21 protein-coding genes are annotated in these 24,216 nt (G+C 70.4%); 13 read left to right on the forward strand and 8 right to left on the reverse strand.

The window, feature by feature from the left end:
- Positions 1-72 precede the first annotated feature (72 nt).
- A complete protein-coding gene (locus ACH442_RS33395; protein WP_396342009.1) occupies positions 73-561 on the reverse strand; it encodes a DUF309 domain-containing protein in 489 nt (162 codons plus the stop codon).
- Positions 562-747: 186 nt separating this feature from the next.
- Between ACH442_RS33395 and ACH442_RS33400 the strand changes: the two genes are divergently transcribed.
- Together ACH442_RS33400 and sodN are read left to right on the forward strand one after the other, a co-directional pair.
- Positions 748-1,242 carry a flavin reductase family protein gene (locus ACH442_RS33400; protein ID WP_396342008.1) on the forward strand — a complete coding sequence of 165 codons (495 nt, stop codon included), beginning with the start codon at positions 748-750 and terminating at the stop codon, positions 1,240-1,242.
- Positions 1,242-1,646: a superoxide dismutase, Ni gene (gene sodN / locus ACH442_RS33405; RefSeq protein WP_396342007.1), complete on the forward strand. Its 405-nt coding sequence runs from the start codon at positions 1,242-1,244 to the stop codon at positions 1,644-1,646. The genes ACH442_RS33400 and sodN overlap by 1 nt, the downstream gene beginning before the upstream one ends.
- Positions 1,647-1,899: 253 nt before the next feature.
- On the opposite strand, the gene ACH442_RS33410 is transcribed toward sodN, so the two are convergent.
- Together ACH442_RS33410 and ACH442_RS33415 are read right to left on the reverse strand one after the other, a co-directional pair.
- Positions 1,900-3,261 (reverse strand): class I adenylate-forming enzyme family protein, encoded by a 1,362-nt coding sequence (locus ACH442_RS33410; protein WP_396342006.1) that lies wholly within the window; start codon positions 3,259-3,261, stop codon positions 1,900-1,902.
- A 17-nt stretch (positions 3,262-3,278) separates the two neighbouring features.
- Positions 3,279-4,811, reverse strand: a complete 1,533-nt coding sequence (locus tag ACH442_RS33415) for an NAD(P)-binding domain-containing protein (protein WP_396342005.1) — start codon at positions 4,809-4,811, stop codon at positions 3,279-3,281.
- 63 nt (positions 4,812-4,874) lie between these two features.
- Between ACH442_RS33415 and ACH442_RS33420 the strand changes: the two genes are divergently transcribed.
- Positions 4,875-6,383, forward strand: a complete 1,509-nt coding sequence (locus ACH442_RS33420; protein ID WP_396342004.1) for an aromatic amino acid ammonia-lyase — start codon at positions 4,875-4,877, stop codon at positions 6,381-6,383.
- A 56-nt stretch (positions 6,384-6,439) separates the two neighbouring features.
- On the opposite strand, the gene ACH442_RS33425 is transcribed toward ACH442_RS33420, so the two are convergent.
- Positions 6,440-7,879 (reverse strand): SagB/ThcOx family dehydrogenase, encoded by a 1,440-nt coding sequence (locus ACH442_RS33425; RefSeq protein ID WP_396342003.1) that lies wholly within the window; start codon positions 7,877-7,879, stop codon positions 6,440-6,442.
- 53 nt (positions 7,880-7,932) lie between these two features.
- A complete protein-coding gene (locus ACH442_RS33430) occupies positions 7,933-8,208 on the reverse strand; it encodes a DUF664 domain-containing protein (protein WP_396342002.1) in 276 nt (91 codons plus the stop codon).
- 160 nt (positions 8,209-8,368) lie between these two features.
- Here ACH442_RS33430 and ACH442_RS33435 point away from each other — a divergent pair, with 160 nt between their 5' ends.
- The 6 genes from ACH442_RS33435 to ACH442_RS33460 all read left to right on the forward strand — a co-directional run bounded on the left by ACH442_RS33435 (position 8,369) and on the right by ACH442_RS33460 (position 15,480).
- The gene (locus tag ACH442_RS33435; protein WP_396342001.1) at positions 8,369-9,916 is read left to right on the forward strand and encodes an NAD(P)-binding domain-containing protein; all 1,548 of its coding nucleotides are present in this window, start codon (positions 8,369-8,371) and stop codon (positions 9,914-9,916) included.
- Complete coding sequence (locus ACH442_RS33440; RefSeq protein ID WP_396342000.1) at positions 9,913-10,905, forward strand: alpha-hydroxy acid oxidase; 993 nt, start codon at positions 9,913-9,915, stop codon at positions 10,903-10,905. The genes ACH442_RS33435 and ACH442_RS33440 overlap by 4 nt, the downstream gene beginning before the upstream one ends.
- A complete protein-coding gene (locus tag ACH442_RS33445; protein WP_396341999.1) occupies positions 10,902-12,161 on the forward strand; it encodes a cytochrome P450 in 1,260 nt (419 codons plus the stop codon). The genes ACH442_RS33440 and ACH442_RS33445 overlap by 4 nt, the downstream gene beginning before the upstream one ends.
- On the forward strand, positions 12,158-13,426 hold the full coding sequence (locus tag ACH442_RS33450; RefSeq protein WP_396341998.1) for a cation:proton antiporter: 1,269 nt from the start codon (positions 12,158-12,160) through the stop codon (positions 13,424-13,426). Before ACH442_RS33445 ends, ACH442_RS33450 begins: the two co-directional genes overlap by 4 nt.
- A gap of 108 nt (positions 13,427-13,534) precedes the next feature.
- Complete coding sequence (locus ACH442_RS33455; protein ID WP_396341997.1) at positions 13,535-14,191, forward strand: response regulator transcription factor; 657 nt, start codon at positions 13,535-13,537, stop codon at positions 14,189-14,191.
- A complete protein-coding gene (locus tag ACH442_RS33460; RefSeq protein WP_396341996.1) occupies positions 14,188-15,480 on the forward strand; it encodes a sensor histidine kinase in 1,293 nt (430 codons plus the stop codon). The genes ACH442_RS33455 and ACH442_RS33460 overlap by 4 nt, the downstream gene beginning before the upstream one ends.
- Here ACH442_RS33460 and ACH442_RS33465 read toward each other — a convergent pair.
- Entirely contained in the window at positions 15,463-16,068 is a 606-nt protein-coding gene (locus ACH442_RS33465; protein WP_396341995.1) for a TetR/AcrR family transcriptional regulator, read from the reverse strand. The two genes, ACH442_RS33460 and ACH442_RS33465, sit on opposite strands and share 18 nt — an antisense overlap.
- Positions 16,069-16,138: 70 nt before the next feature.
- Between ACH442_RS33465 and ACH442_RS33470 the strand changes: the two genes are divergently transcribed.
- The 3 genes from ACH442_RS33470 to ACH442_RS33480 all read left to right on the forward strand — a co-directional run bounded on the left by ACH442_RS33470 (position 16,139) and on the right by ACH442_RS33480 (position 18,999).
- Positions 16,139-17,539, forward strand: coding sequence for an MDR family MFS transporter (locus ACH442_RS33470; RefSeq protein ID WP_396341994.1), 1,401 nt, complete (start codon positions 16,139-16,141; stop codon positions 17,537-17,539).
- Between the two features lie 10 nt (positions 17,540-17,549).
- Positions 17,550-18,737 (forward strand): low temperature requirement protein A, encoded by a 1,188-nt coding sequence (locus ACH442_RS33475; RefSeq protein ID WP_396341993.1) that lies wholly within the window; start codon positions 17,550-17,552, stop codon positions 18,735-18,737.
- 97 nt (positions 18,738-18,834) lie between these two features.
- Entirely contained in the window at positions 18,835-18,999 is a 165-nt protein-coding gene (locus tag ACH442_RS33480; protein ID WP_396341992.1) for a hypothetical protein, read from the forward strand.
- On the opposite strand, the gene ACH442_RS33485 is transcribed toward ACH442_RS33480, so the two are convergent.
- Positions 18,974-19,285 carry a DUF3040 domain-containing protein gene (locus ACH442_RS33485; RefSeq protein ID WP_396341991.1) on the reverse strand — a complete coding sequence of 104 codons (312 nt, stop codon included), beginning with the start codon at positions 19,283-19,285 and terminating at the stop codon, positions 18,974-18,976. The genes ACH442_RS33480 and ACH442_RS33485 overlap by 26 nt on opposite strands.
- A 57-nt stretch (positions 19,286-19,342) precedes the next feature.
- On the opposite strand from ACH442_RS33485, the gene ctaD reads away from it, so the two are divergent.
- Positions 19,343-21,115, forward strand: coding sequence for a cytochrome c oxidase subunit I (gene ctaD, locus ACH442_RS33490; RefSeq protein WP_396341990.1), 1,773 nt, complete (start codon positions 19,343-19,345; stop codon positions 21,113-21,115).
- 118 nt (positions 21,116-21,233) lie between these two features.
- Here the strand turns inward: ctaD and ACH442_RS33495 are convergent, their stop codons facing one another.
- On the reverse strand, positions 21,234-24,215 hold the full coding sequence (locus tag ACH442_RS33495) for a hypothetical protein (protein ID WP_396341989.1): 2,982 nt from the start codon (positions 24,213-24,215) through the stop codon (positions 21,234-21,236).
- Between the last annotated feature and the right edge of the window lies 1 nt (position 24,216).

Genomic DNA, 24,216 nt, shown 5'->3' on the forward strand with positions numbered 1-24,216 from the left:
GTCCGGGCGCTCGGCGGCGAAGACGGACGCGGATGCTGTACAGCGGCACCGTGGCGAAGGTGGGCGGGCCGGCTAGACCCCAGGGGTGAGCTTGGGCGCGAGCATCGCCTCCGGGATCGGCTCGCGGCCGATCATCGCGATGAGTTCGTCGGTCCAGGTGGTCAGCGCGGCGACGGGGATCTCGTGCGGGCCGATCGGCGCGTACGCCGAGATCCGCTCCCCCGCCCGGCCGAGCAACCGGACCGCCCCGATCTCGTTGCCGCGCCGCAGGTGGGTCACGCCGGCCGCGAGCTGGGCCAACCCTTTCCACAGCTCCCTCGTGTCGTCGTCGCACGCCTTCCACGCGCCTTCGAGCACCTCGTGCGCGTGGAACGGCCGACCGGCGGCGAGCAGACGCTCCGCCTCGCGCAACGCCTCGCCGGGCGGCAGCACGAGATCGTCCGGGGTGGTGGGAACACCGGTCAGGCCGTGCGGCAGGGGCCGGCCGAGCCCGTCCCGCGGCCGGGCGTTGCGGGCCCGGCCGGTCGCGTCCCGGTCCCGTTCCACGCGCTGAGGTTCCATGCCTTCCATACTGCCCGTTCAGGGAGCCGCCACGATGCGCCGGGCCGCCACGCGAACCCTCGTCCACGTGAACCTCGTCGTCGACCTCCTGCTCGCCGATGGGATCGCGTCCCCGTTCCGTGGCGCATGTCTCGTCGGCCGACCGCACCTTGACCTGAAGTCAGCTTGAGGTTTTACCGTCGACGCGTGGATCTAGGAACTTTGCCGGGTGTCGGCGAGCGCATGAAGGGCGCGTTCCGCCGATATCCCACCGGGGTGGCGGTGATCACCGCGGCCGGCCCGGACGGTCCGGTCGGGCTGACGGCCTCCAGTGTCGCCTCGGTCGCGGTCGACCCGCCCGCGTTGTCATTTTCGGTCATGGGCGGCAACTCGGCGCGGGCGCTGCTGACCGCGCCGAGTTTCGTCGTGCACCTGCTCGGCACCCGCCACGCGGACCTGGCCCGCCACTTCGCCCGCTCCGGCGGCGAGCGGTTCACGCCCGGTCAGGGCTGGAGCACGCTGCCGACGGGCGAGCCGATCCTGTTCGACGCGGTCGCCGCGCTGCGCAGCGCACCGTTGCACCTCGTGCCGGTCGGCGACTCGACATTGGTCGTGGCGAATGTTCTCGAAGTCTTTCACGGCCCCGAGGATCGTCCCCTGATTCACCATTCCCGGCAATTCTTGAGCACGGAGGAATTCTGATGCGTCTGTCGCGTCTCCTGCGCCCGCGTACCGTCGTGAGCGCGCATTGCGATCTGCCCTGCGGCGTCTACGACCCGGCGCAGGCCCGCATCGAGGCGGAGTCGATCAAGGCGATTGCCGAGAAGTACCAGGCCAGCGAGGACCCGGAGTTCCGCACCCGCGCCCTGATCATCAAGGAACAGCGCGCCGAGCTGATCAAACACCATCTCTGGGTGTTGTGGACCGACTACTTCAAGGCGCCGCACTTCGAGAAGTACCCACACCTGCACCAGCTCTTCAACGAGGCCACGAAGCTCGCCGGCGCCGGCGGCGCGAAGGGCTCGGTCGATCCCGCCGTCGCCGGCCGACTGCTCGCGAAGATCGAGGAGATCTCCACCATCTTCTGGGAGACCAAAAAGGCATAATCCTTTCCGCGTACGTCCGGAAAGCGCGGCCTCGTGACATCCGTCCGCGAGGCCGCCGCCACGTGCGGAAGTCCCACGACTACCGGCCCCGGCTGGTTCTCACCACGGATGTTCGGCCCTCGTAACAGGGGGTGAGAACCAGCCGGAGAGCGAGAGCCGCCCCGCAGGGCCGGCCCCCGTCGCGGGACCGGCCGGCGCCGAGGGGTGCGTCAACAGCCGCGGCACGCCGTCAGCGCCGGCCGGAATCGCGGGCTCACGGCGTTGCCGGGGCCGGGAGGGCGGACTTGTCGGGCTTGCCGCTCGGCGCCAGCGGGATTTGGTCGATAACGGTCACGGACCGGGGCACTGAGGACGGGCCGAGTTGGGCCGCGACCAGGGCGCGCAGGGCGGCCGGATCCGGGGTGCGGTCGGTGGCCGGGACGACGTACGCGTGAATTGCTTCTCCTGTCTCGTCGTCAGGGCGACCGATCACATAGGCCTCCGCGACCGACGGGTCCGTCGCCAGCGCGCGTTCGATCGGGCCGGCGTAGACCAGCGTCGCCTGCACGATGATCACGTCCCGGGCCCGGCCGAGCAGGCGCAGATAGCCGTCGTCACCGAGTGTGGCCAGGTCGCGGGTGCGGACCCAGCCGTCGACGAACACCCGCGCCGACTCTTCCGGGTCCTGCCAGTAGAAACTCGCCTGCGCGGGCGTACGCACATAAAGCTCTCCGCCCTCGAACCGCAGCGACGTCACCGGCGGTGGCCGGCCGACCGAGTCGAGCCGCTCCCCCGGTGTGGTCATGGCGATCATGCCGGTCTCGGTCTGCCCGTAGCCGTGGAAGATCACCGGACCGAGCACGTCGAGCGCCTCCCGCAGCCGGCCCGGTTCCAGCGGCGAGCCGGAGACCATCAGCGCCCGGAGGCTGCTCAGGTCGACCGGTTCGGTGCGCTGGGCGCGGACCAGCTGGTGCAGTTTGCCGACCGTGATCACGCTCGCGGTGGCCCGGTGCTCGACGATCGCGCCCGGGAAGGCCGGCGGGTGGGCCGCGACGAGCGTGCCGCCGGCGGCGAGGGTCAAGATGCCGTACTCGAGCATGACCTGGCTGCTCAGCGACCCGAACACGAGGTAGCGGTCGAGTCGTTTCGCCAGTTCGGCGATGGCCGTCGGCCAGCGGTCCGGGTGCGGCGCCCAGGCGGCGGACATCGCGGCGTACGTCTGGGCGCAGCCTTTCGGATTGCCGGTGCTGCCGCTGGTGTAGATGATCCGGGCGACGTCACCCGGGCGGCCGGCGGCTTCCACGGGTTTTTCCGGGAAGTCGGCCAGTGCCCTGACCGTCGCGTCGTCGATCAGCACGGCGTCGTCGCGTTCGAGCAGGTAGGACAACTGGCCCGGGGCGAGTCCGGACGGCATCCCGGACACCCGCGCGCCGGCAGCGAACGCCGCGATCGTCGCCGCGAACGCGTGCGCGTCCACCCCGAGCCGCAACGCCACCCCGCGCCCCGGCCCGAGCCCGTGATGCCGCAGCCCCGTCGCGATCCGCCGGACCAGCGCATACATCTCCGCCGCGGTGACCACCCGCCCGCCGTCCTCGAAGACCGGCCGGTCCCCGCCCCCGGCGAGCAGCTCCAGCACCGGGGCGGGCCACGTCGTCAGAGGACGCCCTTGATGAATCGAGCCAGGGGCTCCTGGTGCACCAGCGGCAGGTTCCACTGGTTCTCCAGGTTCTCCGCCAGGTGGTGCTCGGCGACCACCTCGCCGTGCCGCCGGACCCGGACGACCGGATGCAGGTAGCTCGCACGATGCGCGGTCGCGGCGTCGTTCTCGGGCACCCGCGGGATCGTGATGTCGAACGGGTCCACCTGGTCGTGGCCGGGCCCGTATTCGAGCGTGACCACGACCGCGAGCGGCTCCGGAGCCAGGTACGCGACCGGCACCTCCCGGCGGTACTCCGCGGTGCCGCGGTCCACCGCGATCACGTCGGCGAGCACCGCGAACTGCTGCCACAGCCCGGAGGAGACGTTGATCCGGGCGATGATCGCGTCGGTGATCGCCTCCGGGCTCGCCTCGACCGGGGTGGACGGCCACGCGATGTCGTGGTGACGTTCGCGCAGGATGTGGTGCAGCGCGCGGACGGCGTACCGGAATCCGTGAATGAAGCCGTTGGTGGACTTCTTGAAATCGCGTTGCTGGGAGAGGGTGCCGGCGAAGTAGAGGCCGGGCACGTCGACCGACTCGAAGGCCGGGGTCTGCTCCGGGAACCGGTCGTTGATGACCAGCCGCGGGCGGGCCGACTCGTCGAAGATCGACGCGTCGAAGCGGAAGCCGGTGGCCAGAATGATCCGGTCGTAGTCGATCTCGCGCAGCCGTTCGCTGGTCCGGGCGTAACGGAAGGTGATCCGGAATCCGCCGTCGTCGCGGCGGACGATGCGTTCGACGGTGCCGTCCAGCACCGCATTCTGCGATTTCAGCTGGTACGTGTCGAGGAAGTTGTTGTTGACGGCGCGGAGGTGCCCGACGTAGTGCGTCTGCCAGGCGAGGCGCACGGAGTGCGGGCCGGCCACGTGGATGACCGCGGCGGTCTCGACGAGCGCATCCGCGGTCTCGAAGGCCGAGTTGCCCTTGCCGATGATCAGCACCCGCTGGTTGACGAAGTCCTCCGGGTCGACGCTGACGGTGTCGTAGCGTTCGCACAGCTCGGCGCCCTCGATCGGCGGGACGTAAAGCTGGGAGACGCCGGTGGCGACGACAATTCTCCTCGCCGTGAAGGTCTCCTCCGCGGTGGCGACGGTGAAGATCGCCTCCGCCGACGGCGGCCCCGAGCGCGACACCCGTCGAACTTTCCTGCCGTAAAGAATGTTCAAACCGTCGGAGAAATCCTTCAGGTAACGCACGAAGTCGTCGGCGGCCGGAAAATACTTCCGGCTGTAGTTCTTGAAAAGAAGTGCCGGGTCCTCGGTCAGCAGCGAGTTCCAGTCCGCCCGCAGGTTGAACTCCGGGTCGTCCGACCCGGTCCACACCTTGTTGATCGAGATCAGCGTCCGGTGCCGCGGATACCGGGTGAAGAAGGTTCCCGCCGCGTCACCGGCCTCCAGGACGACGTAGTCATGACCGTCGCGCTCCAGCAGCGCGGCGAGCTGCAGGCCGGCCGGTCCGGCGCCGATGATGAGATAGTCGTGCGTCATGCGGCGGAAATTACCGACGCGATTTCAGAGGGCTCTGAGAAGTTCTCACTAGCGTCGGCGGCCATGACGACCGAGGTGGACCTGGCAGCCCCGCTGCGCATCGCCGACCTGCGCGCCGCCCGCGAGCCGATCACCGTGCTGGCCGGGCCGGGGGTCCGCGAACGGGTCACGGCCGGCCGGGTCTTCCTGGCCAAGGTGCTCGGCGACGACCGCGCGGTCTACGGCGCGACCACCGGTTTCGGCGCCCTCGTCGGCTACGCGGGCCGCGCCGACCAGCGCGACCAGGCCGACAACACGCTCGCGCACCTCGGCGCCGGCCACGGCCCGGACCTCGACCCGGATCTCGCCCGCGCCACGCTGCTGGTCCGCGCGCACTCACTCGCCCGCGGCCACTCGGGCGTGTCCCCGCACGTCGTCGACGCCCTGGTCGCGGCGCTGGGCACCACGTTCGCCCCGGCGATGCCGCGGCTGGGCTCGGTCGGCGCGAGCGGCGACCTCATCCCGCTGGGCGCGGCGGCGCAGGCCCTGCGCGGGCGAGGACACGCTTACGTGTACGGCGAACGCCTTCCCGCCGCGGAAGCGCTGGACCGGGCCGGGCTCACCCCGCTGCCGCTCGACGGGCGCGACGCGCTGGCGCTGGTCAACGGCACGTCGCTGACCACGGCCGCGGCCGCGCTCGCCCTCGACCGGGTCCGCACCTCGCACCGTGTGATCCAGCTGCTCTCGTGTGTGCTGGCCGACCTGCTCGGCTGTGACCCGCAGTTCCTCGACGCGTCGCTGCTGGCCGCCTACGGGCACTCGGGCGCGGCCGCGGTCGGCGCACGGATGCGATCGTTGCTCGACGGGGTGACGCCGTCGGGGACGCGGCCGTTGCAGGAGCCGTACTCGATCCGGTGCACGCCGCAGCTGCTCGGCGCGGCCGAGGACGCGTTGCGCTATGCCGACGGCGTCGTCGCGGCCGACCTGGCGAGTGTCAGCGACAACCCGTTGTTCTTTCCTGGCGCCGACAACGTCGTACACGGTGGAAATTTCTTCGGTCAACCCGCCGCCTTCGCCGCCGACGTCCTCACGATGGTGCTGGGACAACTCGGCAACCTGGCCGAACGGCAGCTCGACCTGCTGGTCGACCCGGTCCGCAACGGTGGCCTCCCGCCGATGCTGGCCGCCGGCCCCGGCCGGCAGCACGGCCTGCAGGGCGTCCAACTGGCGTCCACCGCGCTGATCGCGGAGATCCGCCGCGACGCGATGCCGGCCGGTCTCCAGAGCCTGCCGACAAACCTTCACAACCAGGACATCATCCCCCTGGGTACGCAGTCAGCCCTGCGCGCCCTGGACCAGTCCCGCCTGCTCAGCCTGATCACCGGCTCGCTGGCGCTGGGCCTGCGCCAGGCCGTGCACGTCGGCGCCCGCACCCCGACCGCGCCGGCCTGCGCGCGACTGATCACCGCTCTCGCCGACGCGATCCCCCCGATCGACCCGGACCGGCCGCTGGAGTCCGACGTCCGCCGAGCCGCCGAGCTCGTGGAAACCCATCCGGGCGTCGCGCCGGAGCCACCTCCGGCACCGCGCTGAACGCCGGATCCGCCGGCTGTCCGGTGCTCAGCCTCGGCACGCCGAGCAGTGGCAGCTCAGGAGTCGCCCAGCCGCGGGGTGACCGTGCGGACGGCGACCGGAGCACCCGGTCCCCCACCCGGCCGCGACCGGTACTCCGGAACACCGACGCACGTGAACAGCAGCGTCGCCAGCTCGCCCGGCTCGCCGAGCAGCCCCGGCACCTCCGAGTCCAGGAACGTCATGCCGGTGGCGCTCGCTCCCAGGGCGTACGCGGCAAGGTGCAACCGGCCTTCGACCAGCCCCGCGGCCAACTGGGCGTCGCGGTAGCCCCGGTCGTCGAGACCGGCGAGCGGTGTGGCCGCGATGACGACGTACGCCGCGTCAGCCGCCAGCGCCTGGTCCAAGCAGACCCGCAGCAACTCGTCGCGCAGGTCCTCCGCCCGCAACGGATGCTCCAGATCCGGCCACCGGTAGAGCCCCGCGCCGACGCCGTCGACGCCGTGCACGACCACCCAGTGCGGCACCGTCACGCCGCGCAGCGCCGCTTCGAGGGGCCAGCGCAGCTGCTCGGTGGTGAGCGTGCGGGAACGATCCATCCGGCGCTGCGACCCGCGGCGGCGGACGATGTCGTCGAGCGGGTCGGACGGCGGCACCTCCGGCACCGCACCGCCCACCGGCCAGGGGTCGCCCAGGGTGTCCCGCTCCCCGGCGCGCTGCGCGGCGGTGCACAGCGGGAACTCCACTTCGGGCAGCTCGCCCCGGGTCGCGGCGCCACCGGGCTGGATCGCCGGTTCGCCGTCCCCGAGCGAGAGCAGCGCCAGCGGGTATTCGTGCACCCCGTCCGCGCCGACCAGGTCCCGCACTGTCGCGTCCGGGAACAATGACCGCAGCCGCGGCGCGAACCCGGCACTGTCCGCCGCGGCGGTCAGCTGGGCGAGCACGGTGCCGGCATCCCAGTACAGGTGGCGCCAGCCGCGCTCGGCGTAACGCCAGCCGGTCCGCCACGGAATCCCGGTCACGACCAGCGTGGACACCGCCCCGCCGGCCGCCGGCGCGACGCGGACCAGAGCATGCGCGACCGGGTCGTACCAGTACACCGCGTCCGGAACCCCGTCGATGCCGCGAGCGCTGACGTAGATCTCCAGCGGGAACCGGGCACCGGCCGACCCGGCCGCACGGAACAGGAGCGGCTTGCCGTTGCGCTCCCCGGTCCGCACCACACCCGCGCCCAGGAACAGCAGCCGACCCAATTGCGCCGCGTCCAGCCGCTGCGCCGGGGCGTCGACGCCGGCCAGGACCGCCGTGGCGCTCACCCCCGGATCGGGCAGTTCCTGCGGCAGAATCAGAGTTCCGAGCCCATCCGCGTACGCCTTGACCTGCGGCGGCAGCGTGGACGCATCGTTCGGCGTCAGGTCGTGACGGACCCGCGGATCATCGACGGGGACATCCCACTCACGGTCCGGCACGTACGACGTGAGCCGGTGCAGCAGCCCGGCCCCCTCAGCAAGATTCACCCTGTCACTCTGCCAGACGGTGCACGCCGCCACGACGAGGTCGCCGCGCCCGATCAGCGGCCGGTGACCCCGTCGATCAGCTCGCGCAGGATGTCGGCGTACCCGGCGTGCCGCACGGTCTCGCTGCTCACGTGGGCGATCAGCCACCGATGCTGCACCAGCCCGAGCAGGGTCGTGTCCGGCACCACCAGCCGCCGCCGCAACTGCTCCTCGTCGAGCCCGTCGGTCTTCTTCAACACGCACGACCGCGCGAACGCCGGGAACGCCGGCGCCGTGTCCAGTTCACCGTCGTCGTCGAGGGGCACGCGCTCCCGCTGGGTCTCGAGCATGCCCGCGGCCCTACCGCCGGCGGTCACTCACCGCGGTCCCGCCGCCGGCCGCCACTCCCCCTCCTACCGGGACCACGCTCAGCGCCGGCCCGGCCCACCGAGCTGGGCGCCGGAGCGCGCTCTGAAAATTCGCTGAGTTCTGATTCGTACCGTCGGCGCCATGCCGCTTGATTACTTGATCGTCGGGGCGGGGCCGGCCGGCCTGCAGCTCGCCGCCCTGCTGGAAGCTGACGGCAAGCGCGACTACCTGGTGCTGGAGGGCGCGGCCGGGCCCGGCGCGTTTTTCACCCGTTATCCCCGGCACCGGACGCTGATCTCCATCAACAAGCCGCACACCGGCTCCGACGATCCGGAGCTCAACCTGCGGCTGGACTGGAATTCGCTGCTGAGCGACGACCCGGATCTGCTCTTCGGAAAGTACACCGAGCGCTATTTCCCGGCCGCCGACGATTACGTGCGCTATCTCCACGATTTCGCGCGCGGCCTGCGGATAAAATACGACTCCCGGGTGACCAGGATCAGCAAGAACGACGAACTGTTCACGGCCGAGACCGATGCCGGCACTTTCTCCGCGAGATGCGTGATCGTGGCGACGGGCGTGTCGAGAACCCATCGGCCCGACATCCCCGGCTTCGAGCTGGCCGAGGGCTACGACGAGATGTCCGTCGACCCGCGCGACTTCCTCGACCAGCGGGTGCTGATCATCGGCAAGGGCAACTCGGCGTTCGAGACCGCGGACAACCTGATGGAGACGACCACGGTGATCCATGTGGCCGGGCCGAGTTCGGTGCATCTGGCCTGGCGGACGCATTACGTCGGGCATCTGCGTGCGGTCAACAACAACTTCCTCGACTCGTACCAGTTGAAGTCGGCGAACGCCGTCCTCGACGGCACGGTCCGGCGGATCGAACGCGACGGCGACGGTTTCCGGGTCACGTTCAGCTTCTCCCGGGCGAACGAAGTCGTCAAAGAACTGTATTATGACCGGGTCCTGGCCTGCACCGGATTCCGTTTCGACCCGTCGATGTTCGACGGTTCCGCCCGCCCCGAGATGATTATCAAGGACCGCTTTCCCGCGCAGACCGAGGCCTGGGAATCGGTCAACGTTCCCGGCCTGTTCTTCGCCGGAACCATCTCCCAGGTGCGGGACTTCAAGAAATCCACGAGCGGTTTCATCCATGGCTTCCGCTATGCGGTGCGCGCTCTTCACAAAATCCTCGAACGTACGTACGCGGAAGTCCCCTGGCCGGCCGGGAAACTCGATGCCACGCCGGAAGCGGTCACCGACGCCATCATTGCCCGGGTCAACCGGTCCTCGGCGCTGTGGCAGCAGTTCGGTTTCCTCGCCGACGTGGTGACGGTCGCCGCGACGGACGCGCGCTACCACGACGAGGTGCCGGTCGCCTGGTTCGCGCAGCACGGGCTGGCGACCGGCGATCACGAGTACCGGCACGCGTTCACGGTGACGCTGGAGTACGGCCCCGAGCACGACAAGGTCGACCCGTTCGACGTCACGGTGACCCGGGTCGCGCAGGACGTGCCGGGTCAGGCACACGCCGCCGCGTACCTGCACCCGGTCGTCCGGTACTTCCGCGACGGTACGCACGAGGCAACGCACCACCTGGCCGAGAACCTGGAGAACCAGTGGGACCGGCCGGACGTGCACGTCGCCCCGTTGAGAAGTTTCGTCACGCGCAGCCTGTCATGAACCCCGTTCACGCCGACTTCTTCGCCGGTGGCGCCGGTGAGGAACGCACGGTGCGCGGCAACCTCGCGGCGTTCGACCGGCTGCGGATCGTCCCCCGGGTGCTGCGCGCCACCGGCGACCGCGACCTGCGCACCACCCTGTTCGGCACGGAGCTGGCGACGCCGATCCTGGTCGCGCCGACCGCGTTCCACCTGCTGGCGCACCCGGGCGGGGAGGCGGCGACCGCGCAGGGGGCGGCCGCCGCCGGAACCGTCATGGTGGTGAGCATGGCCGCCACCCAGCCGGTGGAGATCATCGCCGCAGCCGGTGGCCCGTTGTGGTTCCAGCTGTATCCGCAGCCGGACCCGGCGTTCACCGCGGCGGTGGTGAAGCGTGCCGAGTCCGCCGGGTGCCGGGCCCTGGTCGTGACCGTCGACTCCCCCGTCCTCGGTCACCGCGCCCGGGACGTGCGCAACGGCTTCACCGATCTGCCGGCCGGATTGGCCTGCGAGAACATGCGCGACGACACCGGGCGGGTGCGGCCCGTCGCCATGGACGCGACGCTCGGCTGGGACCGGATCGCCTGGTTGCGCTCGGTGACCGGATTGCCGATCGTGCTCAAGGGCGTGCTGCACCCGGCCGACGCACGGCTGGCGGTGGAGCACGGGGTGGACGGCCTGATCGTCTCCAACCATGGCGGTCGCCAACTCGACGGCGCCATCGCCACCATCGACGCCCTGCCGGCCGTGGCGGAGGCGGTCGCGAACCGCATCCCGGTGCTGGTCGACGGCGGAATCCGGCGCGGGACGGACGCGCTGATCGCCCTGGCCCGTGGCGCTACCGCGGTGCTGCTCGGCCGGCCGGTGCTGGACGCCCTCGCCGCCGGCGGCGCCACCGCCGTCCACGAGAAGCTGCGCACCCTGACCGCCGACCTCGATCGGGCAATGGCCCTCGCCGGGGCCCGGCGCCCGTCCGACCTGACCCCGGACCTGGTGACGGTGACCGGGTGAACACCGTGGTGCGCCTCCGTGAGTGGATCTTCCAGCGGGTCAACGGGGCGGAGGGGATTCCCGTGCCCGGGCCGCTGGTCGGTGCCGAGCACTTCGAGCGGGTCTACAGCGACCCGGCCGCGGACGGGCGCAGTCGGGGTGCCGGGCTGTCGGATCTGTTCTGGTACTGGCTGGCGCCCGGTCCGCAGATGCACCAGGAGCACCTCGAGCCGGGTGATCGCTATCAGACGGTCGCGCGGACCACGCGAAGGATTCTCGCCGTCCCGCACGCGCGTTCGGACGAGCTGGCGACCGCGGCGACCCGGCGGGCCCTGGACGAGCTCCCGGCGGCGCGGACTTCCTTCGTCCGGCTCCGGGATCTGATGATGCCGGTCTGGGCGGAAGTCTTCTTCGAGCTCGTCTTCGAGGAGAGGTGCCCACCGGAGGTGCGGGAACTTGTCGTCGCCAACGCCGACGACGTCGTCACCGCCCTGAAAGGTCTGAGCCTGCGCCACATGCGACGCCGGCAGCGCCTGACCCGATACCTCCTGGCCCGTTTGACGGAAAAGTCCTGCCCGGTCGTGCTCCCGGCACCGTTCACCGAGCAGGAAACCGCCTGGTACCTGCAGGGCGCGTTCTTCAACACCGCCGTCGTCCAGATGTCCGAGGCGATGGCCCACGTCCTGCTCTGCGCGGCGCAGTCCGGGGTCACCGACCGCTCCGACGACGGCATCGACCGCCTCATCGACGAGACCCTGCGGGTCCATCCGCTCTTCGGCATCGCGCATCGGATCACCTCGGCGCCGATCGTCGCCGGGGATGTCACGATCCCCACCGGATCGGTGCTGCTCTTCAACTATCTGGCGTTCCAGCGCACGGGACCGGCCGCCGACGACGTCTTCGACCCGGATCGCTGGCTCACGCTCAAGCGCAGGGACGCTCACTTCATCCCCTACGGCGTGACCGCGAACCGTGCATGCCCCGCGCGCGGCGCCGCGCCGGTGATGTTGCGGGCCGCCACCCGCGAGGTGCTGCGCCGCTTCCACCTCGCGTCCTCGGTCCCGCACACCCGGTCGCTGCCCCACCGCGGCCCCGCGTACCTGACCCCTGTCGGTCACGACGGCCCGAGCCGGGCCCGCCTCACCGCCCTGCGCCGAGCCGACCGGCTCGCCGACCTGGGGCGTTCGATCAAGCAACTGGTGCTCGGTACCTGGATGGTGCTCGACGCCCGGCGCCAGAAGCTCTGCACCACCTACTTCGAGGAGGTTCGCCGGTGACTCCCACTGAACTCGCGCCGCGGTTCTTCATCGCGGTCGCGGTGATCATCCTGTTCTGCCGCCTGGTCACCTGGCTGCTGGCCAAGGTCGGCCAGCCCCCGGTGGTGAGCGAGATGCTGGCCGGCGTCCTGCTCGGCCCGTCGCTGCTGGGACTGCTCTTCCCGCAGGTGCAGGCGGCACTGTTCCCGGCGCCGCTGCTGCCGGTCCTCTACGTGGTCGGGCAGATCGGCCTGGTCCTTTTCATGTTCCAGACCGGGTACGCCTTCAAGTCCCACAAGGTCACGAAGCTGGCCGGCACCGCGGGCGCGGTCTCCCTGGCCGGGGTCACGGTGCCGCTCGCGCTCGGTGCGCTGCTGGTGCTGGCCACCGCGGATGTCGTGCCGATCCGGGTGGACGGGGTGTCGATCGGGGTGACCGCCGCGTTCGTCGGCGTGGCGCTGGCGATCACCGCGTTCCCGATGCTGGCGCGGATCATCACCGAGCGCAACATCGCCGGGACCCGTCACGGTTCGCTGGCGCTGGCCAGTGGTGCGGTCGACGACTGCGTCGCGTGGATCATGCTGGCGGTGGTGCTGGCGTTCGGGTCGGGTGAGGCCGGTCCGGCGTTCGTCACCGCCGGTGGCACGATCGTTTTCGGTCTGGTCCTGTGGCTGGTGGCGCCGCGGGTGACCGGCCCGCTGATCCACACCGACCGGCTCGACGAACGGGCCCGGATGCTGGGCGTGGTGGCGCTGCTGTTCCTGGTGGCGTTCTACACCGACGAGATCGGGCTCTACGCCGTGTTCGGGGCGTTCGCGCTGGGTGTGGTGATGCCCCGGCACGAGCGCACGGATCGGATCATGGAGCGGGTCGGTCCGGTCGCGTCGGCGGTGTTCCTGCCCTTGTTCTTCACGTTCTCCGGATTGCGGACGGAGTTCGGCCTGTTCGGGGATCCGCGGGTGTTGTCGTTCGGCGGGGCGTGCGTGGCGTTGGCGATCGCCGGGAAGTTCGGCGCGTGCTGGGCCACTGCCCGGTTGCGGGGTGAGCCGCAGCCGGTGGCGTTGCGGGTCGGGATCCTGATGAACGCGCGCGGCCTGATGCAGCTGATCGCGCTGAACGTGGGCCTGGAGGCGGGGATCGTGAACTCGTCGCTGTTCACGGTGCTGGTGCTGGTCGCGCTGGTGACGACGCTGATGACGACACCGTTGCTGTCCTGGGTGGAGCACCGGGAGGCTCGGCGTGCGCCGGTCCCGGAGGCGCCGGCGCCGGTCCTGGCCGGTAACTGAGCGCGGTTCACGACGTACCTTAAGAAAGATCTTGGGGGTTCTTAAGAAGTTGGTTGAATTATCAAACTTTTCTCCCGGAACGTCACTACATATGAGATCTTCGATGTCATGCGCCGGCTTCTTGTGGTCGAGGACGACTCGGATCTGCGCGAGATGGTCACCGAGACGCTGGTCGACGAGGGGTATCACGTCGACCAGGCCCCGGATGGCCAGCGCGGTCTCCACCTGGGCCTGACCAGGCCATATGACGTGCTGGTGATCGACCGGCGGCTACCCGCGCTCGACGGCCTGGACCTGATCACCCGCCTGCGGGCGCGGGCGGTCGCGGCCCGCGCGCTGATGCTGACGGCGCTCGGCACCGTCGACGACCGGATCGCCGGGCTGGACGCCGGCGCCGACGACTACCTGGTGAAACCGTTCGATCTGGACGAGCTGAGCGCCCGGATCCGTGCCCTGTGCCGGCGCACGTCCGACGCCACTGACGTGCTGCGTCTCGGGGACGGGTTCCTCGACCTGGGGGTACGCGACGTCGCCCTTCCCGACGGCACCCGCGTGTCCCTGTCGGCGCGCGAGTTCGAGCTGCTGCGGGTCCTGGCGGCACGGCCCCGGGCGGTGCACTCGCGGGCGGTGCTGCGCAGCAAGGTGTTCGACGAGGCCGCGGCGGCGTCGATCGTGGACACCTACGTCTACTACCTGCGCCGCAAGCTGGGACGTCCCGTGGTGCAGACCGTGCACGGCCTCGGCTACCGGCTGGGGGCGCTGTGAGCCAGTCGCTGGAACTGCGGGCGGTGCGGCAGGCGCGCTGGCGGATCGGGTTGCTCGTCGGGCTCGCGATCGGAGTGCTGCTGGCGATGGCCGGCGCCATCTCGTACGAGGTGTTGCGCCACAGCCAGGAGGACCAGATCGGCCGCGAGCTGGACTACGGCCTCCAGAACGGTGTCATCGCCGGACCGCCGGCGTGCACCTGGGTCTTCTTCTACGCGACCGACGGCACCCTGGCCCACGGTGACCGGGCCGCCCCGGCCGGTCTGCCGTTGCGCGGTGACGTCGACCGGGTGGTGGCCACCGGCGTCACCCAGAACCGGCAGGTCGACCGGGACGGCACCACCTACTGGGTGCGCACCCAGACGCGCGGTGAGGTGATCGTCCAGGCCGTGTTCGACGCCCGTTTCCAGCTCGCCGACCGGCGGCATCTGCTGACCGCGTTCCTGCTCGCGGCGGCGGCCGGGCTGTTCGCGGCGGTGCTGACCGCGATGATGGTGGGGCACCGGGCGGTGGCGCCGCTGGCCGAGGCGCTCGGGCGGCAGCGCCGGTTCGTGGCCGACGCGAGCCACGAGTTGCGGACGCCGATCGCTCAAGTACACACCCGGGCCCAGCTCCTCGCCCGGCGGGCCGCGCGCGACGGCACCGACCAGCGCGACCTGGACCGACTGGTCAGCACGACGCGGCGGCTCGGCGAGATCGTCGACGAATTGCTGTTGTCGGCGCGGCTCGCCGCCGACCCGGGGAACCTGCCGCCGGGGCAGCCGGTGGACCTGGCGCGGCTGGCCGCGGAGGAGACCGAGCGGGCCCAGAACTCGGCCACCCCGATCTCGCTGGACGTCCCGCCGAGGACGGTGCTGGTCAGCGGGGTGGAGTCGGCGCTGCGCCGGGTGGTGAGCGAACTGCTGGCCAACGCGCTGACGCACACGCCCGACGGGTGCGTCACGGTCACCGTGCGGACCCTGGCAACCGGCGCCGAGCTGGTGGTGGCCGACACCGGTGACGGGTTCGACCCGGCCGACGCCGCGAGGATCTTCGACCGTTTCCACCGCGGAGCGGGCGCCGGGGAGCGGCGTTTCGGGCTGGGGCTGGCGTTGCTTCGGGAAGTCGTCACCGGGCACGGGGGCACGATCGTGGCGGAGGGGCGCCCGGGCGCGGGCGCGACGTTCACCGTTCGGTTGCCGCTCGCGCCCGGCGCGGAGCGGCGGCCGTCCGGTGGCCCGCTGGACGCGGGGCCGCGCCTGATCCCGGCCCTGCGGCTCGCCGGTCGGCGCTCAATCAGCCGGCGGTGACGGCCGGTAACCCAGCATCGGCAGCCACAACTGCTCCACGATGTCGACGATCGCCTCGTCCGGCACCGGCTTCATCGTCATCAGCAGCTCGTGCCGGAACAGGTCGAACGGCAGGCTGATCATCCGCGGCGGCCGGGGAACGTCCGGCACCTCGCCCCGCGCGACCGCCCGCGCCACGATCCGCTCCAGCGAGTTCGGCTGCCCGGGCGTCCGCAGCGTGTCCCGCAACTGGGCGAAGCTGCTCCCACTCTCCCGGAAGTAATCCATCAGCTGCACGCTGAGCAGCGTGAACAGCCGGAACCGGCCGTCGGCGGCGTGCCGCAGGAACTCGACCGCGTCGTCGCGCAGGTTGCCGGTGTCGGGCACCGGGATCGGCCGCGACCACCAGTGTTTGCGCAGGGTCGCCAGGAGCAGGTCGTCGCGCTGCGGCCAGCGGCGGTAGAGCACCGGGCGGCTGGTCTCGGCGCGGGCGGCCACCGCCTCGTACGTGAAATGGGGGTAGCCCTGCTCGACCAGCACGTCCCAGGCGGCGTCGAGGATCGCGTCCTCGAGCTCGGCGCCGCGGCGACGGGTGCCCTTAAGAGTCACTTGCGTATCTTATCGCGGCGCCGTACGGTGGCCAAAGTTAGATACGCTCGCGTACCTTAAGGCGGTACCGATGTCCGGAACCCGTATCGACCCGACCGCCCTGCGCACCGCGATCGCGGTGCTCACCGGCGGCATCACGGTCATCCTCGACTCGACGATCGTCAGCGTCGCGCTGCACGAACTCGCCACCGACCTGCACGCCGACGTCAGCACCATCCAGTGGGTGAGCACCGCCTACCTGCTGGCGCTCGGCGTGGTCACCCCGCTCGTCGGCTGGCTGCAGAGCCGGCTCGGCGGCAAGCGGCTGTGGATCGCCGCGCTCACCGTGTTCCTGCTCGGCTCGGTGCTCTGCTCGTTCGCCTGGAGCGCGGCCGGCCTGATCGGCTTCCGCGTGGTCCAGGGCCTCGGCGGCGGCGCGATGATGCCGCTGATGATGACCATGATCATGCAGCAGGTGCAGGGTAAGGACGTGGGGCGGCTGATGTCGCTGGTCGCGCTGCCGGCCGCGCTCGGGCCCATCCTCGGCCCGGTGATCGGCGGCCTGATCCTCGGCGCCGGCGACTGGCGCTGGCTGTTCCTGGTCAACGTGCCGCTCTGCCTGATCGGCCTGTTCCTCGCGGCCCGGCTGCTCCCGGCCGACCGGCCGTCCCCGCGCGTGCGTCTCGACGTGGTCGGCCTGGCCCTGCTCTCCCCCGCGCTGGTCGCGCTGCTCTACGGGCTGTCCGAGATCAACGGCACGGACAGCGGCGGCGCGGTCCTGCCGATCGTCGCCGGGGCGGTGCTGCTGACCGGGTTCGTGCTGTGGGCGGTCCGGCGGCCCGGGACGGCGCTGGTCGACCTGGCCGTGCTGCGGTCCCGGCCGACCTGGACGTCGACCGCGCTGATGTTCCTCTCCGGGGCCTCCCTGTACGGCGCGATGATCCTGCTCCCCCTCTACTGGCAGGAGGTCCGGGGCGAGGACGCGCTCGGCGCGGGTCTGCTGCTGATCCCGCAGGGCGTCGGTTCGCTGCTCAGCCGCGCCGCCACCGGCCGTCTCACGGAGCGGGTCGGCGGGCGCGGCGTGGCGCTGATCGGTTTCGTGCTGACCGGGCTGGCGACCGTCCCGTTCGGGTTCGCCGACGCCGGCACCGCCAACTGGCCGCTGCTGGTCACGCTCTTCGTCCGCGGGCTCGGGCTGGGCATGGTGGTGATCCCGCTGATGCAGATGGCCTTCGTCGGCCTGGCCCGGGAGCAGGTGCCGCACGCCAGCATCGTGGTCCGGATCGGGCAGCAGGTCGGCGGCTCGGTCGGGGTCGCGCTGCTCACCGTCGTGCTGGCGGCTTCGGCGCAGCGCAGCGGTTCGCTGATCACCGGGTTCGACACCGCGTTCTGGTGGTCGATCGGGTTCACCGGCGTGGCCGTCCTGGTCTCGTTCCTGCTCCCCGGGAAAGCGCCCGCCCCGGCCCCCGAGCCGGTCGCCGCCAAAGGATAGATTCGCGGCCATGTCACCCATGGCCGTCGAGGAACGGCACGCCACCTGGCTGGAGCTCTTCTTCGACCTGGTGATCGTCGCCGCCGTCGCCCAGCTCGCCCACCTGCTGCACAGCGAACCGGACGGCCGGCAGCTGCTGATCTTCGCGGTTCTCTACTACGCGATGTGGAGCGTGTGGACCGGTTTCACGCTGTACGCGAACGTCGCCGCCACCCGGACTCGCCTGCTCACCATGCTGGCCGCGATGTTCGGCATCGCCGTGATGGCCGCGTCCGTCCCGCAGCTGGCCGAGCACGACCGGCCGCAGCCGTTCATCGTCGCGTACCTGGCCTGCCGCATGCTCGCCATCGCCTCGTGGAAGCGGGAGAACGAGGTGATGACCGAGTGGCCGGGCGTGCACCAGGCGCTCGGCCTCATCCCGTGGGTGGCGTCGCTCGGCTTCGACGCCCCGGCGCGCTACTGGCTGTGGGCGCTGGGGATCGTCTTCGACATCGGGTTCTCGCTGCTGGCGTCGCGCTCGCCGGAACGGCTGCTCGCCGCCGAGCGCCGCGACTACGAGCGCGACCAGCGCCGGTGGACGACGCGACTGGTCCGCCGGTACGCGCCGTGGCACGAGGCCGACCCGGAGCCGCAGGCCGCCGCGGCGGATCGGCCGCACCTGGTCGAGCGGCTGGGACTGTTCGTGATCATCGTGCTCGGCGAGGCCGTCGCGCAGTTGGTCAACGCGGCCGCCGGGGTGGACGAATGGTCGTACCGAATGTGGTTGCTGGGGTTGATCGGTTTCGGTCTTCTGGTCGCGCTCTGGTGGCTGACGCTGAACGCCGCGCCGGCCTCCGAAGCGCTGCGGGCGTTGCGTCTGACCATGCCGGTGCACTACCTGACCACCGCCGCGATCGTGGCGATCGCCGCCGGGCTGGGCGGGCTGGCCGGCGAGTCCGGGCACGCGAGCGCCGCCGTCCGCTGGGTGCTGTGCGGCGGTGCAGCCGTGTACTTCCTGGTCGCAGGCCCGATCGGCGGGTCGGGCACGGCGCTTCGATGGACGCTCGGATGGGCCCTGCCGTCCGCGGCCGGCGCGATCCTGCTCGGCGCGTTCGGCGCTCACCTGGCCGCCTGGCTGCTCGTCGGCGGCCTGCTGGTCCTGACGCTGTGGCAGGTCGGTCACCGCCGGCTCGCCAGCATCCCCACCGTACCGGCCTGACCTGTGGCCATGGTCGGACCGTGTTGTCGATGACAGCCCGGCCGATCGTCGAGGCGACCCTGCCGGGGCGCTCGCCCGGGACGAGGTCTACTGGCTGATGGCGTATGCGCTGATCAACCACGAGCGCGGAGGCTACCCGGCGAGCGTGCCGGGGCCGGCGATCCTGCGCTCGGCCGGGGTGACGCCGCCGGCCGAGGCGAGACAGGACGGCCTCGCGCCGCGGGTCCGGAAGCCGATCAGCGCGCTGCTCCGGCCCGGCTGACCAGCACGATCATCACCACGGTGGCGGCGACGTCGAGCTCGACCAGCACCGCGCGCGGGCCCAGGAACAGGCCGAGGAACGGCATGGCCAGGAACGTGGCGACGCAGAGCGCCGACACGGTCGGGAACGGGCAGGGCGCCGCGCTCATCCGCCGGGCGAACCCCGGGTCGGTCGCGTGGAGCTGCTGTTCGATGTCCGCGAGGGCGCGGCGGTCCTTCTCCTCCAGCATGCCGTCCCCCATCCGGACATAAGAGGAATAGCCGATCTGCCACGACTTAATGCGCAAGAAGCCTATAACAGAGGGTGAGCAGTAGATCTCCGTATGCGCAGTCGAGGAGTCTGGATGACCACCGTCGCCCCGAGGCCCACCCCGATCAGGCCTCATCCGGTCCGCCGGCAGGTGAGAGGGTCGGCACTGGCCCGGACCCTGCGCACCACCGATGCGAAGCAGATCGGGATCATGTACATGGTCACCTCGATCATCTTCTATGTCATCGGTGGCATCATGGCCTTGCTGATCCGGGCCGAACTGGCCCGGCCGGGCATGCAGTTCCTGTCACCGGAGCAGTACAACCAGCTCTTCACCATGCACGGCACGGCGATGCTGCTGTTCTTCGCGACGCCGATCGTGTTCGCGTTCGGCAACTTCGTGGTGCCGATCCAGATCGGTGCGCCCGACGTCGCGTTCCCACGGCTGAACGCGTTCGCGTACTGGCTGTACCTGTTCGGCACGCTGACCGCCATGACCGGTTTCGTCATGCCGGGCGGCGCGGCCGACTTCGGCTGGTTCGCCTACACCCCGCTGAGCGACTCGCTGCACTCGCCCGGCATCGGCGGCAACGCCTGGGTGGTCGGCCTGGCCATCTCCGGTCTCGGCACGATCCTCGGCTCGGTCAACCTGATCACCACGATCCTGACCCTGCGCGCGCCCGGCATGACCATGTTCCGGATGCCGATCATGACGTGGAACATGCTGGTCACCGCACTGCTCGCGATCATGGTGTTCCCGTTCCTGGCGGCCGCGCTCTTCGCGCTCGCCGCCGACCGGGTGATCGGCGCGCACGTGTTCGACGTGGAGACCGGCGGCCCGATGCTCTGGCAGCACCTGTTCTGGTTCTTCGGCCACCCCGAGGTCTACATCATCGCCCTGCCGTTCTTCGGCATCATCACCGAGGTCATTCCGGTCTTCAGCCGCAAACCGCTCTTCGGCTACAAGGGTCTGGTCGCCGCCACCATCGCGATCGCCGCGCTGTCGATGAGCGTGTGGGCGCACCACATGTATGCGACCGGTCAGGTGCTGCTGCCGTTCTTCAGCTTCCTCACGTTCATGATCGGCGTGCCGACCGGCATGAAGTTCTTCACCTGGATCGGCACCATGTGGCGCGGCCAGGTCAGTTTCGAGACGCCGATGCTGTTCGCGGTCGGCTTCCTGGTCACGTTCCTGTTCGGCGGCCTGTCCGGCATCATTCTGGCCTCGCCGCCGATGGACTTCCACGTCTCCGACTCGTACTTCGTGGTCGCCCACTTCCACTACGTGCTCTTCGGCACGATCGTGTTCGCGGTCTTCTCCGGCATCTATTTCTGGTTCCCGAAGATGTTCGGCCGGATGCTCGACGAACGCCTCGGCAAACTGCACTTCTGGCTCACGTTCATCGGATTCCACACCACATTCCTCGTGCAGCACTGGGTCGGCACGAAAGGCATGCCGCGCCGCTACGCGGACTACCTGCCCACCGACGGCTTCACCGGGCTGAACACCATCTCGTCGATCGGCTCGTTCATCCTGGGCGCGGCCACGCTGCCGTTCCTCTACAACGTGTGGCGCTCCTACAAGATCGGCACGCTGGTCACCGTCGACGACCCGTGGGGGCACGGCAACTCGCTGGAATGGGCCACGAGCAGCCCGCCGCCGCTGCGCAACTTCGACAAGATGCCGCGGATCCGATCGGAACGGCCCGCCTTCGACCTGAAATTCCCGCATCTCGCCGCCGGGGAACAATCACTGGCCGGGCCGCCCGAGGGCGGTGCGCGGCCGCTCAGCCGGGAATCGGACGGCGGGGCGACCTACGCCGAGGACATCGCCGCCGATCGCGACCGCAAGAAGAAAAAACGCTGACCGATCCGGCATCAGGCCGCCCACCCGCTTCCAGCGGGTGGGCGGCCGTCAGGTCAAGGCCCTTCGCGCGTACGCCGCAAGCCGCTCTTGACGCCGAAAGCTCCTGGGGAGCGGGTCGTCAGCCCGTGTAGTCCGTGCCACACGTCTTGGCGGTGGTGCCCGGCGACAGGAACGCCATCGCGTCGAAGGCGACATCGATGGTGCCGTTGGCCGAATCGTCATCGTTGGTCAGCTGGAAGCGAGCGCCCGGCGACAGTGTGTAAGTCCCGAGATTCACCCACTTGTCGACGCCGTTGGTGTCCTGATTGATCTTGCAGGTGGCGCTGCCGACCGACGCGGCCGTCGCACTGTTGTAGTAGTAGTACTGCGCGTTGGTCACCTGCCCGCCGTGGCTCGGGAGATGGACGATGACGTCGTACTTGGCCGCGCCCGCCTTCAGGTTCGGTGTCCACGCCCCGACCACCCGGTGATAGGCCTTCCGGGACGCCGGATAGGTGTGGGTGAACCACATGTGACCTTGATAGCCGGCACCGAGCTGGTGCAGGTCGATCTGAGCGGTGAGCGCGAGGCTGTTCTCGTAGGTCTGGACGGAACCGTCCGCGTTGACATGGGGAACGTCACCGGCCGGGGAGCCCACCCGCAGAGCGAACTTTCCGCCGGTCGCCTCGCCCGGGCAGCCGAGCACGTTGTACGAGCCGTTCGCCGTCTCCGGCGGCCCGTTGATCGCGCCCGGCACAGCGGCGGAGTCGGGTAGATCGTCGACCACCGTGGCGGTGACCCCGCTGGGAACCTTCAGCTTCCCACAATCCTTGGGATAGGTTCGCTCCGTGGCCGGCTCCGGGTCACTGTGGGTGAACAGCAGCCTCTCAGTGGCACAAGCACTCGGGCAGTCGGTCCAGTTCCTGCTGCCGTGCCACCAGCACGCGTCGCTGTTCGCGGGACATGGATTGCTCTGGTTCGCATAGTCGCACGCCTGACCGACGGCATTGCAGAACAGCGAGTAGCGAACAGAGGGGTGATCAGCCGGCAGATCCAGGTGAGAAGGCACCACGGGCGCGGTGCCGAACGTCGGCGTCAGGTACTTCGGCGCGGGCAGCCCGTCGATCCACTGCCACTGCGGCCGCTCGGCCCACCCCATGATCCGCTCCTGGTACGGCCAGTCGCCCGGATGCGAGGCGTCGTCGAGCGAGCCCCGGAGGAAGGGATCCCGGTTGTACGGATACCGCGGGTTCGCCGGGTTGTTCAGCCAGCCCAAACCCCAGTTCGTCCCCTGCTGGCCCGGCATGTAGATACCGGTGTTGTAGCCCCAGGCGGCGAGATACCAGTTCTCGATGTAGTGCGGGTCGCCGCCGTTGACCGTCATGCCGAGCGCGTTCAGCTGCTTCCATTTGTCGACCAGAACGTACAGGGATGCGGCGATGTTCGCGGCGTAGTCGGTAGCGGCCGCCACCTGCTGAGCCTTGGAGAGAACCACTTCGGTGTCCTCGGCCCGCATGCCGGTGGTCACCTGGCCGATGCCGTAGCCGCAGTCCGTGTTGTCGTAGTTGATGCTGTCGATGTCGGTGTTTCGGTTGCCGTAGTAGTCCGACACCAGCGGGTTACCGGCGTCACCCGGAACAGCGTGCCAGCTGGCCTGTGCCTCGTTGGTCTCCTGGGCAAGAATCGCCAGCATCAACTGGGCCGGCACCGCCACGGACGTGTCCGGGTACGGGAAGAGGTCCTGCGGCCGGTACCCGGGCAACCGGGTGTTCAGGTAGGTGTCCGGGCGCAGCACGTCGAGCCGGTTGTGGACAGCCAGGTCGACAGCCCATTCCACCTGCCGGACGTCCGGCTGCGGAACCTGACGGTTGAGCTGGTTGCGCTCGACTGCGCAGGACGGCTTGGCCACCGCCCCCACCGGGCCGACGCCCAGGGTCGTCACGGCCGGCGCGGCAGCCCGCGAGACCGCAGCGGCACTGGGGGTCTCCGACGGAACCGTGACCGGGGTGATCGTCCCGGTCGCTACGCGGCCACTGTGCAGCGCCCTGACCGCGATGTCCACGTGGTCGTCGGCCTCGACCGACGCCGATCCCTGCGTGACCTGCCGGCTCGCCGCACGCTGCAACAGCAGGTGACCCTTGGTCGAGACCGCCTCCACACCGGTGTCGCTGGCGACCGTCACCAGGTCGGCCTTGCCGCTGGCATGCAGCCCGGAGACGTCGCCGATCAGCGCGTTACGCCCGCCGGCCAGCCCTTCGAGCTGCAACCGGGTGCGAGGCGCGGAGCCGAGCTCGGTCACCTTCGTCTTGTCGTAACGCCACGCCAACGCCTTCTCGTCCACCACGGTGAGCACGTCGACAGAGCCTTGCGCGGTCGCACGGACGGCGAAGGGACGCCCTGTCACGGTGGCCACCGAGCGGGCGACGCCCGCGTCGTCGACGCGGACCAGCCGGCCGCGCACGATGCCGTAGTCGGTGGTGGCCGACGCAGTCGGCGAGGTCAGCTGGGCGTCCACCCGGCGTGTACTGAGCACTCGGCCGCTGGCCGCGTCGACGGCCAGCAGGTCCGTCTGCTCATCATTGTCACCGACCGATCGGGTCAGCAGCACCCGGTCGGTCGGGCCGCACGCGGGGTTGAAATAGGCGATCTCCACCCCGCCGGTGATCTCGTGCACCTGTCCGGTCGCCATGTCCACGACCGCGGCGAAGCCGCCGGATCGGACGAGCGCGGGCTTGTTGAGGGCGACGGCCGGGGCGTACACCGCGACGACGTATTTACCGGAGCCGGTCACACAGGTGTAACCGGTGAACGAGCCGAGACCGGTCAGGTTCGTGCCCAGGCTGGCCAGCGTCTTCCACTCGTACGCGTCCTTCTCCCGCGCAATCATGACGTGGAAGCCGCCGGCGTCGCCGACACCCTTCGCGATCACGTCACCGGATTCGCGGTACCCGCTGCCGAGCGCCGATGCCGGGTCCGGAAGCTTTCCCCGGCTGCCGGTCAGATGCACGTGCCCGTCGTCCTTCGGCGCGGCCTGAGCCGGACCGGCCGAGCCGACCACGGTGGCCAGCGCGGCCGCCGCCATGAATGCCACACCGGCTCGCAGCCGCTGGCCCCGTCGCATG

This window comes from Actinoplanes sp. NPDC020271 (assembly GCF_044388125.1).
Classification (GTDB): domain Bacteria; phylum Actinomycetota; class Actinomycetes; order Mycobacteriales; family Micromonosporaceae; genus Actinoplanes.

Coding starts and splice junctions, on each gene's coding strand:
- ACH442_RS33470 (WP_396341994.1), top strand. CDS start 16,139: ATGTCCGGAACCCGTATCGACCCGACCGCCCTGCGCACCGCGATCGCG.
- ACH442_RS33430 (WP_396342002.1), bottom strand. CDS start 8,208: ATGCTCGAGACCCAGCGGGAGCGCGTGCCCCTCGACGACGACGGTGAA.
- sodN (WP_396342007.1), top strand. CDS start 1,242: ATGCGTCTGTCGCGTCTCCTGCGCCCGCGTACCGTCGTGAGCGCGCAT.
- ACH442_RS33395 (WP_396342009.1), bottom strand. CDS start 561: ATGGAACCTCAGCGCGTGGAACGGGACCGGGACGCGACCGGCCGGGCC.
- ACH442_RS33480 (WP_396341992.1), top strand. CDS start 18,835: ATGGCGTATGCGCTGATCAACCACGAGCGCGGAGGCTACCCGGCGAGC.
- ACH442_RS33435 (WP_396342001.1), top strand. CDS start 8,369: ATGCCGCTTGATTACTTGATCGTCGGGGCGGGGCCGGCCGGCCTGCAG.
- ACH442_RS33420 (WP_396342004.1), top strand. CDS start 4,875: ATGACGACCGAGGTGGACCTGGCAGCCCCGCTGCGCATCGCCGACCTG.
- ctaD (WP_396341990.1), top strand. CDS start 19,343: ATGACCACCGTCGCCCCGAGGCCCACCCCGATCAGGCCTCATCCGGTC.
- ACH442_RS33455 (WP_396341997.1), top strand. CDS start 13,535: ATGCGCCGGCTTCTTGTGGTCGAGGACGACTCGGATCTGCGCGAGATG.
- ACH442_RS33475 (WP_396341993.1), top strand. CDS start 17,550: ATGTCACCCATGGCCGTCGAGGAACGGCACGCCACCTGGCTGGAGCTC.
- ACH442_RS33415 (WP_396342005.1), bottom strand. CDS start 4,811: ATGACGCACGACTATCTCATCATCGGCGCCGGACCGGCCGGCCTGCAG.
- ACH442_RS33440 (WP_396342000.1), top strand. CDS start 9,913: ATGAACCCCGTTCACGCCGACTTCTTCGCCGGTGGCGCCGGTGAGGAA.
- ACH442_RS33495 (WP_396341989.1), bottom strand. CDS start 24,215: ATGCGACGGGGCCAGCGGCTGCGAGCCGGTGTGGCATTCATGGCGGCG.